Here is a 14439-nt window from a genome sequence, read left to right as displayed (position 1 = left end):
GGCAGACGAGGTGCGGTCAAGCGCCCCTGATCGATCAATCCGTGGGAGGTCCGCATGCAATCGCTATCGAGGCTTTTGACGCTCATCCTGCTCTCAGCCAGCGCCGCACTGAGTGGCGCCCAAGCCGAGGAGCCCGCTGCGGCTCCAACTCTGGGCGACACAGGCGTGCCCGGCGCGGACCCCAGCATCATCAGCACCGAGGATGGCTTTGTTTCCGTCGAATCCCGGCGGGGCCAGGCGCTGATCGTGCGCGTGGCGCCGAGCCTTGACGCGCTTTGGTCGGTGCGCGGGGTGCGGATCTGGTTCGATCGGGAGCGCCTGGGAGAAGTCTGGGCGCCCGAAATCGTCTTCCGCGACGGCGAGTATCGCGTCTATTTCGCCGCCGGCGTGGGCAGCGACCACCGCATGTATGAAATCGCCTCCAAAAAACCCGATGCCGATTACGGGCCAGCGAAGGAGATCGCGCTGCCCGAGGACAAATGGGCCATCGATGGATTGCCCTTTGCCTACGATGGGGCCGACTATTTCGTCTGGTCGGGATGGCAGGGCGACACCGATATTCGCCAGGACATCTTCATCACCCGCCTCGATGCCGCGGGCCAGCCGCAGGGCGAGCGGGTGCGGATCTCCTCGCCCGACCGGGCATGGGAAAACGTCGCGGGCGAAACCCCATCGATCAATGAAGGCCCGCAACCCATCCGCGATCCGGACGGACGGCTTCATATCGTCTATTCGGCCAATGGTTCGTGGGGCGCCAATTATTGCCTCGCCGACCTGCGGCTCAGGGAAGATGGCGATCCGATGGATGCCAGTGCCTGGAGCAAATCGGACGGATGTCTTTTTGGCGCGAATGAAGCGACGCTTGCCGAAGGTGGAACGCTGGCAAAGAAAGCGAAGGGCGTAGGGCACCATAGCTTCATTTTGCCGGATGGCGCGCCAGAAGAGGCGAGCGCGGAAAGAACCGCGCCATTCTTATATCACGGCGTTCCTGCGGACTTGGAGCCGTCCAACTTCTGGGCGGCGCGCATGTGGTATGTCGGCACGTATGAATGGATGCCTGACGTCCGCTATGGCTCCGGCGGGGACGGCGATACCGGCTGGAGCCTTCGCTTTTCCGATTAAATTGCTGGCGATGACACGATGTCAGGCTGCAGATGCCTGGCTGAACTGCTGCCAGGCTTGAAACTTGCGGCAAGCGGCATAAAGAATAAGGCGGGAAACTTGCTCAGGCCCCCCGTGCTCCTCTTCGGCCTAGCCCTTTGAGCATTGGCTCACTTTTTGCCCGGCCCGCCGCCCTTGTCGTCGTGATCGCCACCGGGTCCCTTGTCATCGGATCCTTTGTCCTCGTGGCCCGATCCGCCGCCCTTGTCGTCGTGACCACCACCAGAGCCCTTGTCACCCGGCCCCTTGTCCTCGTGGCCCGATCCGCCGCCCTTGTCCTCATGCCCGGCTCCGCCGCCCTTGTCGTCGTTGTTCCCGCCTGGTCCACCGCCGCCGGGGCCACTGCCATTTCCGCCGGGGCCATTGCCATTGCTGCCAGGTCCGTTGCCATTGCTGCCGGGGCCTTTTTCGCCAGGCCCGTTCCCCTTGCCGCCGGGACCGTTCCCGCCATTGCCCGGGCCGTTGCCGTTATTGCCAGGGCCGTTGCCGTTATTGCCAGGACGATTACCGCCATTGCCATTATTGGCCGTGGTACTGTTGCTGTTTGAGCCATTCCCGGCGGCCGCATTGGAATTCGAATTTCCAGTGCCGACACTGGTGGTCGGGGCGGGTGTGACGCGCGGCTGCGCGGCCGGAGCCGGCGGCGCCGGGGCATCGGCAGGAGCCGGCACGACGCTCGCCGCAGAAATGGGCGCCTCTTCCGAACTCGATACCTGCTGGCCCGCCTCGACGCTGACCTGGGCATTGGTTTGTTCGTCTTCGACCTCGACCGTGCCCCGCGCCACCGTCACTGTGGACGCGACGGCAGACGATTGTACCGTAAACGCCGTGCCTTTGACGACGGCAACGAGAAACGGCGTCTGCACCGCAAAATGCTGGACATTGCGCGCTTCGGCATCGATCCCCACCGTGCCTTCATGATTATAGACGGTGGTGAAACCGGACTGGTCGGAAATCTGCGCTGTCGTATCGGGGCCGATTTCGATCGTCTCGGCGCCGCGCACGAAGGTGGCGCGCGCACCAGGCGCACTCTTGATGACGCGATCATCGGACACGACGCTGCCTTTGACGATCTGCGTCCAGGCCCCGTTCTCAAGCGCAAAGACGCCGCCGCGCAGGCGGACTGCCGTCCACTCATCCGCCACTGCGGTAGACACCGAGAGCAGGGCAGCCACCGAGACGGCGATCGCAGCGACAATTTTTTGCACGGTAAGCTCCCAAAGGCGTCATGTTCAACGCATTGGGGACAGTGGCGAACGCCTGCCTACGAAAGCCTTAACCGGGCATCACAATTGATCAAAAAGTGTGCAGCAATCCAGCCATCGCCTTATGCCCCGCGGGACCGCCATCGAGATCGTGGCTATAGCGATAGTCGGCGCGGAACAACCATCCGCCGCCGACATCTGCGTCAAGGCTTGCGCCGACCGAGAGAAACGTGCCGGTCTTGATGCTGTAACCCGCGCCAGCCACGGCAAAGACGCTGAGCGTGTCGGTCAGTGCATACCCGCCCCGGAACAGCCCCTCCAGCGCCAGATCACCACTGGTTGCGGCAAGGACCTGCGCTTCGAGACCGAACAGCAGATCTGCGGCCGGATAAGTGTTGCCGATGACGGCGGATAGACCCAGTCCGTCCTCTGCGCCATGGACATAGCCGGTCAGAATACCGGCATAAAAGCCGCCTTGTCCCTGTGGCGCGTAATCGCTCGGCAGGGGCGGCAGATCGGGGAGTGCCGGCATGGGGCCGGCAAAGGCTGCGCCGACGGAGGAAAGCGTCAGGCACGCAAGAGAAACGGCAAAGCGCAGCATCGTAAAAACCCTTATGACGCAGACAACTTCCGCTTTTATGGTTACGGCCAGCTTAACGCCGGACGCCCTGCGCCTCGCAAAATGCGGCGACATCGGCTTATGCCGTATGCAAAGCCAGTCCTCGTTGCGGCTTTATCTCGCACCTGGGCATTTTGCTGGGCTACTCTCGATTGCGTGGTCCGAAGTGGCCTATGGCTTCCGAACCTTGCTTCATACGCCCGATCGCCCCGACCAGGGTCAAGCTGCGCAAAGGGCCCGGTCGTCAAAAGGCGAAAAACAAAAAAGCTATTCGACGACTTTCGGGCGCCGGCCGGCCTTAAGGGGCTTGGGTTTTGGCTCTTCAGCGCTCGGGGGAGCGAAGAGTTCGGCGATGGAGACGCCGAGGGCGGTGGCGATCTTGTCGAGAATACCGATGGAGGGGTTTTCCATCATCCGCTCGAGCCGGCTGACATAGGTACGGTCGACCTCGGCGAGCTCGGCCAGACGCTCCTGCGAAAGCGTCTGGCCCACGCGCAACCGGCGCATGTTCCAGGCAACAAGTTCGCGACTGTCCATGAAGGCTCCGACTCTTTCGTCGGGCGGAAATTATACAATCAGACGTTGCGATGCAATCAGCCGCTGCGCTTCAAAGCCAGGCGGCCGGCAGCGTTCTCGGCCGTCTCGAAGAGGTCGTGCGGGGCAATATTCAAGGCAGCGGACAGGAGGTCGATGGTGTCGAGATCGACGTCGAGCCTACCTTCCTCGAGCGCACGGAGACTTGCTTCGGACCAGCCGAGGCCTTTGGCGAACAGGGCAGCATCAAGACCCTGCGCCTGGCGAAGCCGCTGGACGTTCTGCCCCAACAAAGCGGCTGCCGATAACTGCTTCATGCCCACGTCCGAATCAAAATCTTTCCTGATGATAGGACTTTAGCGGCATCACGAGAGGGATGACGGGGGTATTAAGATAGTCTTAACTACCTCTTTCGGTGTAAGGGAAAACCGATACCTTTCCGGTTCGGCAGGTCGATAATGGTGGCGCCGAGGAGGCTTGCGGCACCAGCGACGATCCTGAGCCCAAGGCCCCCACGGCTTGAATCATGGTCGGATCCGGCGGCGAATTGGTCGGTGACGATGATCTCGATCTTCTCATCGCCCGCCTCGATCAGGATCGAGACGGAGCCGCCTTCGGGTGTCAGGCGGATGGCATTGTCGAGGTAGTTCGAGAGCACCTGAAACAGCAAGTCGCCATCTGATTCGATGACGAGATCGGTCTCCGGCCAATCGAGCGCGAGGCCGCGCCGCTGTGCCTGCGGCTGATAGAGGGCATGGAGCCTCTGCAGGATGCCGCCGAGGGCTACGGGCGCCATCTCCGGTTGGACATCTCCGGTATCGAGACGAGCATATGTGAGAATGCGGGAAAGGAGATCGGAGGCAAGGGTGCCCAATTGCCGGACACGATCGAGCGCACCCTCAAGCACGGCAGCGTCCGGCGTTTTGCCCAAACCGGCAACGGTCAGATTGATCGCTTCGAGCGGCTGGCGAATGTCGTGGCCGATGGAGCGCACGAGATGGCGCTGCAGTTCATAGGCCTTTTCGAGCTCGGCGGTACGCTGGGCGACAAGCGCCTCGAGCCGCTGGGCGGCTTCCTGGCGCTCGGTGGTGGCGGCGCCGACGAGAAGCGCGGCGATGGCCATGATCAGCAGCGGTGCAGACAGCGCGCCGACCGTGTTGGGATCGCCAAAAAGCATGGCCACGGCTGGCGTAACGATACCGGTGATCAACACGGCACCGGCTGCCTCCTCGAAACCGCCGCGCAGGGCAAGGATAAGCGCGGGCGGGATGACCAGATACCAGAGATTGGCACCAATGCTCGGCCCTAGGGCGCCGAGCAGCGCCGCAAGCCCGATAATAGCGGCTTGCAGCACAAAGACCTTGGGACGCGGCCAACGCCAGCGCTCCATGTGTTGCCTCGTCAGGGCCATCAGGGCCGGAATGAGCATCGGCGGCACCATGACGGCACCAAGCGCGTCGCCCAGCCACCAGGCATCGGCAAGCATCAGCGCCTGGCCGCCCGTCATGTTTCCGGCGAGCTGATGCAGGGCGAGGCCGCTGGCCGTTGCAACGCTGGCAGCGACAACAGCAATGGCAATGAACCACTGAACGTCCGCCCAGCTGCGGAAAGGCACCGAAACCCGGGCGACATGCCGGAGGAAAAGCCCGGCCCCGCCATAAACGGCGTAGAGGCGGATGCCATGGATGATGGGTTCAAAGTCGAAAACGACATCGACCCCAAGCGTCTGGCGCACCGATGGGAGGGCAAGAGAAAGATTGGCCAGAAGCGGCACGAGGCGCAGCCAGCCGGGAACGGCCATGATCATAGCCAAAGTGACGCCGGCCGGTAAAAACCAGACACTTGAATATGTCTTAAAAACCGTCAATATATCGCCGATGCGAAACGCAATAAGCCATATCGCCGCAAGAAGAATGGCGACCGCAATTTCCCCTACTATTTTATCGGCGATGCTGCGGTTTGCTATTTGGTCGGCTCGTGCATAAAAATTTGATTTTGGTCGACGATCATCTTCTCTTCGCCGATGCCGTGAAATTCATGCTGGAATCCGCCAGCACCGGCATTGAAGCGCAGGTTTTTTCGTCGCTGACGAGCGCGCTGAACCATCTCTCTACCGACGCGGTGGTAGACTTGGCGCTGGTCGACTTTGCGATGCCCGGTGTCAGCGGCCTCGAAGCGCTCGACGCCATCGCCGCCAGGCGGCCTGGCCTTCCGGTCGCGTTTCTTTCCGGCCTCGATGATCCGCTCCTCGCGGCCGAGGCGCTCAATCGCGGTGCGCAGGGCTGGCTCTCAAAGAGCATGGCGGCCGAGGCACTCAGCAATGCGCTACGGATCCTGCTCTCCGGGGAGCGCTTCGTGCCGGTAGATCTACTGTTGCGCCAGCACTCGACTGTGCTGACCCTGCGCGAGCAGCAGGTCGCAGAATTGCTGGCGCGCGGCCTCACGGACAAAGAGATTGCCGCGCATTTGTCGGTCCAGGTCGGCACCGTGAAGGTGCATGTCAAAAGTCTTCTGCGCAAGTTCGGTACCGCCAACCGCACCCAGTTCGCGCTGCGCTACCGCGGCGCCTGATTTTTCCGATTTTTCTGTTGTTTGCCTTCGTGCTCTCCCCAACGCGCGAAGGTGACCCTTGGTTGATGGCCCAAAAATTTGCTTGCTTAATTGTAGGTCTATTTGCATCATTAACGCGCTTTTAATGTGATGCGTACAATCCTCTGATTTGTAAAGGGCTGCATGAAGCGGCTCATTTTTCCAGAAGGAAAGCACCACACATGGGTTCCGATGTTTCTCTCTCGAAGGCCGTTCGCTCGAACCTTCTGAGCCTCCAGAATACCGCCTCGATGATGGACAAGACGCAGTCGCGCCTTGCTACCGGTAACAAGGTGAATTCTGCCCTCGACAATCCGTCGAACTTCTTCACGGCATCGGCGCTCAACAGCCGTGCTGCCGACATGAGCAATCTGCTCGACTCGATGGCCTCGGGCATCAAGGTCATCGAAGCCGCCTCGAACGGCATCACCGCGATCACCAAGAACGTCGAATCTATGCAGTCGACCCTGCGTCAGGCTCGCCAGGACAAGTCGTTTCAGACCGGTACCTACGATGTGACTGACGCTTCGACCATCAAGGTCAATGGCGGGCAGTTTGGCACCGAAACCGAAATCAAGCTGCAGGAAGCGACCGGTGGCGTAAAGGCAAAGCTGACCACTCAGGCTATCTATAACAATCCGACACTCGCAGCAGGCGAGACCGTCGGCGCCCAGACGATTGTCAACTATGACGCTTCGCTCGATGGCAAGGCGCTCAAGGTCGACGGTATCGATCTCGGCACTATCACCAACGGTACTCCTACCGACGGCACTACCTATCGTGATGCGGTACAGACTGCGCTCAACGGCAAATTCGGAACTGGCAAGTACGCGACTTCCTTCGCCGGCGGTAAGCTCTCTATCTCTTCGACAGATGCGAGCAAGGCGTCTCCAGCCGTTGAGTTTGCTGGCGGTGTCACCATGGCGACTCAGGGCTCCGTCTCGTTTGTCTACGATAGCCATGGTCCTGGCACGGTCACGGTTGGCGGCGAGCAGGTCGATGCAGGCACAGATTTCGAGAGCTTCGTCACCAACCTGCAAGCCAAGGCAAAAGACGGCGGTTATACAGTCGTCTCCGATTCCACGACCAAGAAGATCACGCTGACGTCCACCGGCTGGACAACTGGCGCTGGTTCGGAACCGCAAATCACGGGCCTGACTGAAGAGACGGCCGCTATCAATGATATGACCATCACGAAGGGTGCTGCTAACAACGGCTTCACCGTCAAGGCCGCTGGTGCGGGCTATTCGGATGCTCAGGTTGATCTCAGTACAGCTGGTCTCACCGATGCTGACGTCAAGGCTCGGGTCGAGGCTGCGTTGACAGCGGCTGGTTGGACTGGTTACTCCGCCACTGCCACTGGTACCGACCTCAAAATCGAGTCAACGACCAAGGGTGCTCGCCCTGCCGTCAACATCGATCTATCGGCAAACAGCAAGGTTGGTTCCTCAAACGACGCTGCCCCCAAGGATGGCATCGCCGGTATCAAGAACAAGACCGTTACTCAGGGCACCGCTGGCGTCTACACCGAAACCAAGGATGCGGCTTCGGACAAGTTCAAGGTTACATATGGGGACGTGTCTGCCGACCTCAATGTCGTTGCCGGTACACAGGAGCAGCGCACCAAGAGCATTAACGATCAGCTCAAGGCTGCTGGCATCACTGGCGTAACCGCGTCTTTCGATAGTGCAGGTCGTCTTAGCCTTGAGGCAACCGACGCCGAAGCCAAGACCTTGGCAATCTCCGGCGAGAACAGCACTTTCTTCGGTACAGACACTGTTGCAACCGGCAAGGCTGCCGTCTCGGGCTACAATGCCACCAACACGGTCGATAAGTTCGTTGAAGAGATCAATCGCTCGTTCGAAGGCAAGCTCCGCGCTTCCAATGACAACGGCAAGCTGCGTATCGAAAACCTGTCGACGCAGGAACTGAAGGTCTCGTTCGACAAGGACGGCATCGGTGCAGGTTCCCCGACCTCGCACACGATCACCGGCAACACGGTCCGTGCCAACCTGTCCAAGCAGTTCAATGAACTGCGCGACCAGCTCGACAAGCTCGCTGATGACTCGTCCTTCAACGGGATCAACCTGCTCCGTGGCGACAAGCTGAAGATCACCTTCAACGAAAGCGGCTCGTCCGCTATCGACATCCAGGCCAAGGATGCCAACGGCAATGTTCGCGGCATCAACGCTGCCAACATGAGCATCTCCAGCCTGATGGCTGAAGACCTGGACACCGATGAAGGCATCGATCAGCTGCTTTCGACGCTGTCCTCGGCTCTGACTGAACTCCGCTCGCAGGCTTCGACCTTCGGGTCAAACCTGTCGTCGGTCGAAAACCGTCAGTCGTTCACCAAGAACATGATCAACACGCTCGAAACCGGCGCGTCGAACCTGACCTTGGCCGACACCAACGAAGAAGCTGCGAACCTTCTGGCTCTTCAGACCCGTCAGCAGCTGTCGTCTTCTGCTCTGTCGATGGCCAGCCAGCAGGACCAGGCTGTTCTGCAGCTCCTGCGTTAATCGCAAAAAGCAAGCATTTCGGGGGCGGCGGTGTCGCCCCCGGCCTTACCCAGAAGGAAAGACGATGGCGCTCAAACTCACAGTCAAGCCCGGCGAGACGTTCTTTATCGGAACCGCCGAAGTCAGCGTGCAGTGCGATGCGATCGTCAATGTCCTGGTGGGCGGTCATGCGCCCATTTTACGCTCCGACGACCATATTGCCGAGGCGGAGGCCAAGACGCCCGCCCTGCGCCTGCGCTATGCGGTCCAGCAGATGTATCTGACCGGCGATATTCCGGGTCACCACATCAATTACTTCGAAGCTGCCCAGGCGCTCCTCGCCGAAGCGCCGCAGCATGCGGGTCTGGTGGCCGAGGTCAATGGACTGCTGATCAGCGGTTCGACCTACAAGGCGATCAAGCTCCTCAAAGTTCTGTCCAATCCCGAGCTGACCGAAACCCGGGCCAAGCTCAAGCTGGTGGGTTGAGGCATGACGCTCCCTGCCCGCAACACGGCCAATGGCGACGCCGCTTCGAATACCGCCTTGCGCATTGCGCGCAATGTTCAACGCTTGCGCGGCGAGCGGCACATGTCCCTTGCCATCCTGGCGCTGCGCACCGGCTGGCCGCTGGCCCGTATCGAGGCGATCGAGGCGGGTGCCGAGGATTTCCTGCTCGACGATATCGACCGTCTGGCCGAGGCTTTGCTGGTCAGCCCGGCGCAACTTTTCGCCTGAGCGGCGCCTCGACGGAAATCGGCCCCGCGCCCAAAAACTCGCGAACGCGCTCCGCTGGTCGCTGCCCAATTCCCGAGAGGGCCTAGCGGCTCATATCTAACCCGGCTGCCATAGCCCCGCTCGTTGTGAGACGGCCGGGTCGCGCCCGGCCGTCGAAACATGTGCGATCAGGAGGCGGAACGCGCCGCTTCGAGCCAGCCGTCGACTTTTTCACGATTGTCCGCGATCCAGGCTGCTGCCTGGGCCTCGATGTCATCGTCGCCCGCATTCATTGCCGCGTTCTGCGCGAAAATATCGGAGAGAGGGATTTCGACCGACTGCAACAGCGTGCGCGCGGCGGGATTGTCCGCAAGGAAGGCCGAATTGACCACGGGAACAATGTCATTGGCCGGGAAGCCCAGCATGCACGGATCGTTGACGCAGCCCGCAACGCCATCGAGCGTCGCCGCATCGGCAAGGCTCATGTCGGGCAGGTCGACCTCGGGCACCTCGATCCACTCGACATCTTCGCCCGGCACCAGTTCGTTGACGGTCCAGTTCGGGGTCCAGGTGTAAAAGAGGATGTTTTCGCCCCCCTGGTAAGCGGCGACAGCGTCAGCCATCGAGGCGGCATAGCCGGCCTTGATGGTGTTGACGTGGTCGCGCAGCCCATAGGCGTCCATGTGGTGTTCGATGTTGATCTCGCAGCCCCAGCCCGGCGGGCAGGCGACCATGTCGGCCTTGCCGTCGCCATTGCGGTCGAAGGCTGCCTTGACGTCGTCGCGCTTGAAATCTTCAAGCGACTTGATGCCAAACTCCTCGATGGCGGACTTGTTGACGAGATAACCCTCGAGCGCACCGCCCTTGGCCACGGCGCCGACGATCTCGGCGCTACCTTCGAACACGGGCTTGTAGGTATTGTGCAGGGGGAACCAGCCATTGACCCAGAGGTCCATGTCGCCCTGCGAGACCGCCTGGTAGAAGGGCGGGTTGTCGAGCGTCGTCGGGCCCTCGACGCTGTAGCCGAGCTCCTCGAAGAGCTGCTTGAAGATTTGGGCGTGGAACCAGCCGGTATCCCAGGTGGCCTGGGCCATGTTGATGGTCTTGCCCTCGCCCGGCTGTTCCTGGGCGATGGCGGGGCTCACAAGGCCTGTGGCCAAAGTGAGGGCGAGAAGGGTTTTCGGCACGGTGTTGAGACGGAACATTGCTGCTTTTGTCTCCTTTGCTTTGGTGTTCAAAGGTCCGCCGGGTGGCGGAAGAATGTGGGGAGGAAGCTCCCCGGCGATGCAGCGTCAGGACGCTGCCTTCCCGGTCGCCGCCGGCGCCGTGCTGGCACCAGGACGGAACATGGAAACAAGGGTTTTGCGCAGCGACACGGTCTCGACCTTGCCCTGTTCGCCCAGCCCCTGGGTGATGCGATCAAGGATAATGGCGAGGATGACGATGCCGATGCCGCCCGCCGTTGCGCCGCCGACATCGAGGCGCCCGAGGCCGGTATTGACGACGAGGCCGAGACCACCCGCGCCGATCAGCGCGGCGATGACGACCATGGAGAGCGCCAGCATCAGGGTCTGGTTAAGACCCGCCATGATGGTGCGCATGGCGAGCGGCAACTGCACCTCGAACAGCATCTGCAAGGGTGTCGAGCCAAAGGCTTCGGCCGCCTCGATGAGGTCGCCGCGCACATTGCGGATACCGAGATTGGTGAGGCGCACGATGGGCGGCAGCGCGAAGATGATGGTGGCGATAATGCCCGGGGCCATGCCAACGCCGAACAGCATGACGATGGGCACGAGATAAACAAAGCTCGGAATGGTCTGCATCACGTCGAGCGTTGGACGCAGCACCTTCCAGGTGGTGTCGTTGCGCGCCGCCAAAATACCGAGCGGAATGCCGATGACGGCGCAGAACACCACGGCGGTGATGATCATGGCGAGCGTCGTCATGGTTTCGGGCCAGAGCCCGATCATGTCGATGAAGGCAAGGCCGATCAGCGTAAAGATGGCAATGCCGCGGCCGGCATATTTGAGCGCCAGGAGCGCCAGCACGGCCGTGACGACCAGCATGGGCACGAAGGCGAAGAAGGCATCGAGGCCGTTCAGCACCTGGGTGATGGGAACCTGCACCGCGCGGAAGAAGGGCCGGAAATTGGGCACCAGCCAGCCGCGCACGAGCGCATTGATCCAGTCGTCAAAGGGAATGACGAGAATATCGGACGGGCTCATCGCACGTCTCCTTTATCGAAATTGGGCGAACCGGGTCGCGCTCAGGGCGTGGCGGCGGGGGACGGCTGCGTCTTGTCGGTGGATAGCGGCGTCGAACCATCCTCGCTGACGACCGGCTCGGCCGAAAGCTGGGCGAAGACCGCCTCGGGTTCGACCACCCCGACCAGCCGGTTGCCAGCGTCGGTCACGGCGATGGGCAGGCCGGAACTGGCAGGACCATAAAGATCGGCCAGTTGCGTATCGGCATTGGTGGTCGAGAATTCGGTGATCAGCACATCGGCGAGCGGCACGTCGACCGGCCCGCTGTCGCGGTCGGCGGCGGCGGCCTGCTGATAGGTGACGACGCCGGCGATGTCGTCGCCGTCCATGACGAAGACGGCATTGCGGTTCTCTTCTTCCATGGTCCGCATGGCGTCGCCCGCCGTGTCCGAGCCGAGCTGCACGGTGGCCGCTTCGCGCGCCACGGTCTCGGCTGTGAAGACGCGGCCACGGTCGATATCGGCGACGAAGGCGGCGACGTAATCGTCGGCCGGGCTCGACACGATATCCTGCGCCGTGCCGATCTGGACGATGCGACCATCCTTCATGATGGCGATCTTGTTGCCCAGCAGCAGCGCTTCGTTAAGATCGTGCGTGATGAAGATGATGGTTTTCTTCAGCGTCTTCTGGAGCGCCAGCAACTCATCCTGCATTTCGCGCCGGATCAATGGGTCGAGCGCACCAAAAGGCTCGTCCATGAGCAGGATCTGCGGATCGGTGGCAAGGCCACGCGCAAGGCCAACGCGCTGCTGCATGCCGCCGGAGAGATCAGACGGCTTGCTGTCTGCCCACGACGAGAGACCGACCTGTTCAAGAGCCTTTCGTGCCCGCGCATGTCGTTGTTCGGCGGGTACGCCCTTGATCTTGAGGCCGTAAGCCGCGTTTTCGAGGATAGTACGATGGGGGAACAGGGCAAAATGCTGAAAAACCATCGCGATTTTTTGCCTGCGGATATCACGGAGCTTGCCGGAACCGCAGGAGGCGACATCGTCCGCGTCGATCAGGATTTGCCCGCTGGTCGGACGGATCAGTCCATTGAGCATCCGCACCAGCGTCGACTTGCCGGACCCGGACAAGCCCATCACGACAAAAATCTCACCTTCCTCGACATCGAACGAGGCGTCCTGCACCCCGACCGTCTGGCCGGTGGTCTTGAGGATGTTTTCCTTGCTGTGCCCACTCTGAAGAAGGCGCAGGGCCTCGTCGGGCCTATTCCCAAAAATCTTGAAGACGTTCTGAACCTTTAACTTGACGGCCATGCCACCTCATAAATGCTTTTCGCATGAATAAAGAATAACGCTCTCTAATATTGTCGGGCGTTAAATGAATAAAAAGGAATACCCACCCCAATCCATGTGGATTTTGATGAACCTTCCTGAGCGATTTCGATGTTGATATAACGATATGGCAGCAGGAATGACATTTCAACCGCAAAAAGGACAAAATGTGAATTTCTGAGGATTCAAGCGTGATTTTGCCTGGCGCCGGCGAGCTGCAGTTCATCTGGAAATGATCAAGCAAATACTGGCGCCCAGAGCCTTGGCGGCGAGCATGCGAGGTCGAGTTTTGGCAGACCTTCGAGCAGAGGACTTGTCACGTTGGGACCGTCCGCTGCCCAAGCCCATCCTGGCAACGCTGGTGACATCTTCCCGTTACCGGGTCAGGTCGGCGCGGTTCTTTTCGAGCTCTTGGGAATAGCGTCGGAGCAGGTGTGCTTCGGTCAGTGTGCCGATGACATCCCGGCCGGCGAGGTCAGACACGACGACCAGGGCATCCGCATTATGTTTCTCGAACAATAGCTCGGCGTCCCTGGCGTTGAGCGCAGGATGCAGCATGGCATCCTTTTGGCGGAGCAGGCTCGACACCAAGGCGGTCTCGTCGACGCCTTCGCCATAGGCTTCCGCGACATCGATCATGCCCGCATAGCGACGATCGGCATCGAGGGCGATGACGCGCGTTGCCGCGCCCAGGGGGTAAAGCCGCCGAAATTCCTTGATGCCGAGCTGGTCGGAAACGGATTTGACGTCGCGGCGCATCATCTTGCCGACCGTGAGGTTGCGCATCCATCCGACATCATGGGCGCTACGGATGGTTTCGCCCCGCAAGTGGAAGCGCCAGGTGGTGAAGGAATAGCCGAATGTTTCCCGCACCAGCATGGACGATGCCACCGCTGCCACAAGCACGGCCGAGGTCAAGGGCAGGCTGCCGGACGTTTCGAGAGCAAGGAAGGCCATGGTGAGCGGACCGCCGACAATGGCGGCGGCAAGGCCGGCCATGCCGACCAGCATGGGCACGCTCGGATCCGGAAACAGTGCGGGGTCGATCCAAAGGGCCAGCCAGTAGAAGATCTGCCCAAGAAGCGCTCCGAGGAAGAGGGACGCGAAAAACAGTCCGCCCCGGAATCCGGAGCCAAGAGAAATGGCGGAAGCACAGATTTTCAAGACGATGACGGCCGCGGCAACGGCAAGCGGCAGCGGTGGATTTGCGAAAGCGTCCTCCACCGCGCCATGTCCGGCCGACAGGACCGCAGGACTGACGAGAGCGAGGCCGCCGATCATGAGCCCGCCAACGATCGGACGCAGCCAAGACGGGATGCGCAGGTTTGAAAACACCTGCTCGACCAATCCGACAAGCCGCATGAGCACAATGCCGAGGCCGCCGCTCAGAAGGCCGCACAGTACGATGAGGGCGACCTGTGGCACGCCGATCGAGGCGGCATGAGAAATGGAAACGATAGGCTCCCCATGCCCAAAAACCCCAGCAACCAGCACGGCAGCGATGGAGGCGGCGACGACCGGCGCGAGCGTCGCGATAGTGTAGGTACCGATAATCAACTCGAACGCGTAAAAGG

The 14439-nt window shown here is 61.0% G+C and carries 15 protein-coding genes; 6 read left to right on the top strand and 9 right to left on the bottom strand.

Annotated elements, in window-relative coordinates; genetic code table 11:
• Window positions 1-54: 54 nt before the first annotated feature.
• The gene (locus VW35_RS10930; protein ID WP_046143110.1) at window positions 55-1122 is read left to right on the top strand and encodes a glycoside hydrolase family 43 protein; all 1068 of its coding nucleotides are present in this window, start codon (window positions 55-57) and stop codon (window positions 1120-1122) included.
• A gap of 149 nt (window positions 1123-1271) precedes the next feature.
• On the opposite strand, the gene VW35_RS20620 is transcribed toward VW35_RS10930, so the two are convergent.
• From VW35_RS20620 to VW35_RS10905, 5 genes are all read right to left on the bottom strand, one after another.
• Window positions 1272-2369 carry a FecR domain-containing protein gene (locus VW35_RS20620; protein ID WP_052951661.1) on the bottom strand — a complete coding sequence of 366 codons (1098 nt, stop codon included), beginning with the start codon at window positions 2367-2369 and terminating at the stop codon, window positions 1272-1274.
• Between the two features lie 88 nt (window positions 2370-2457).
• Window positions 2458-2967 (bottom strand): hypothetical protein, encoded by a 510-nt coding sequence (locus VW35_RS10920; RefSeq protein WP_046143109.1) that lies wholly within the window; start codon window positions 2965-2967, stop codon window positions 2458-2460.
• 285 nt (window positions 2968-3252) lie between these two features.
• Window positions 3253-3522: a helix-turn-helix domain-containing protein gene (locus tag VW35_RS10915; RefSeq protein ID WP_046143108.1), complete on the bottom strand. Its 270-nt coding sequence runs from the start codon at window positions 3520-3522 to the stop codon at window positions 3253-3255.
• Window positions 3523-3578: 56 nt separating this feature from the next.
• Entirely contained in the window at window positions 3579-3836 is a 258-nt protein-coding gene (locus tag VW35_RS10910; protein ID WP_046143107.1) for a helix-turn-helix domain-containing protein, read from the bottom strand.
• 86 nt (window positions 3837-3922) lie between these two features.
• Complete coding sequence (locus VW35_RS10905; protein ID WP_244465878.1) at window positions 3923-5386, bottom strand: sensor histidine kinase; 1464 nt, start codon at window positions 5384-5386, stop codon at window positions 3923-3925.
• Between VW35_RS10905 and VW35_RS22010 the strand changes: the two genes are divergently transcribed.
• The 5 genes from VW35_RS22010 to VW35_RS10885 all read left to right on the top strand — a co-directional run bounded on the left by VW35_RS22010 (window position 5319) and on the right by VW35_RS10885 (window position 9345).
• Window positions 5319-5504 carry a hypothetical protein gene (locus VW35_RS22010; RefSeq protein WP_244465895.1) on the top strand — a complete coding sequence of 62 codons (186 nt, stop codon included), beginning with the start codon at window positions 5319-5321 and terminating at the stop codon, window positions 5502-5504. The two genes, VW35_RS10905 and VW35_RS22010, sit on opposite strands and share 68 nt — an antisense overlap.
• A 10-nt stretch (window positions 5505-5514) precedes the next feature.
• Window positions 5515-6090 (top strand): response regulator transcription factor, encoded by a 576-nt coding sequence (locus VW35_RS10900; protein WP_152662562.1) that lies wholly within the window; start codon window positions 5515-5517, stop codon window positions 6088-6090.
• A gap of 200 nt (window positions 6091-6290) precedes the next feature.
• Window positions 6291-8630 (top strand): flagellin N-terminal helical domain-containing protein, encoded by a 2340-nt coding sequence (locus VW35_RS10895; RefSeq protein ID WP_046143105.1) that lies wholly within the window; start codon window positions 6291-6293, stop codon window positions 8628-8630.
• Window positions 8631-8694: 64 nt separating this feature from the next.
• Window positions 8695-9096 carry a flagellar biosynthesis repressor FlbT gene (locus VW35_RS10890; RefSeq protein WP_046143104.1) on the top strand — a complete coding sequence of 134 codons (402 nt, stop codon included), beginning with the start codon at window positions 8695-8697 and terminating at the stop codon, window positions 9094-9096.
• Between the two features lie 3 nt (window positions 9097-9099).
• Window positions 9100-9345: a helix-turn-helix domain-containing protein gene (locus VW35_RS10885; protein ID WP_046143103.1), complete on the top strand. Its 246-nt coding sequence runs from the start codon at window positions 9100-9102 to the stop codon at window positions 9343-9345.
• A gap of 167 nt (window positions 9346-9512) precedes the next feature.
• Here VW35_RS10885 and proX read toward each other — a convergent pair whose 3' ends face one another.
• The 4 genes from proX to VW35_RS10865 all read right to left on the bottom strand — a co-directional run.
• Window positions 9513-10529: a glycine betaine/L-proline ABC transporter substrate-binding protein ProX gene (gene proX / locus VW35_RS10880; protein WP_046143102.1), complete on the bottom strand. Its 1017-nt coding sequence runs from the start codon at window positions 10527-10529 to the stop codon at window positions 9513-9515.
• An 87-nt stretch (window positions 10530-10616) separates the two neighbouring features.
• Complete coding sequence (locus tag VW35_RS10875; RefSeq protein ID WP_046143101.1) at window positions 10617-11549, bottom strand: ABC transporter permease; 933 nt, start codon at window positions 11547-11549, stop codon at window positions 10617-10619.
• A gap of 41 nt (window positions 11550-11590) precedes the next feature.
• A complete protein-coding gene (locus tag VW35_RS10870) occupies window positions 11591-12847 on the bottom strand; it encodes a quaternary amine ABC transporter ATP-binding protein (protein WP_046143100.1) in 1257 nt (418 codons plus the stop codon).
• A gap of 393 nt (window positions 12848-13240) precedes the next feature.
• On the bottom strand, window positions 13241-14439 hold a 1199-nt coding region (locus VW35_RS10865), incomplete at its 5' end, for a chloride channel protein (protein WP_046143099.1).

The sequence above is a fragment of the Devosia soli genome, assembly GCF_000970455.1.
In the GTDB taxonomy this organism is placed as follows: Bacteria; Pseudomonadota; Alphaproteobacteria; order Rhizobiales; family Devosiaceae; genus Devosia; species Devosia soli.
The sequence above is the reverse complement of the archived record's forward strand: the minus strand, read 5'-3'. Positions and strand labels throughout refer to the sequence as shown.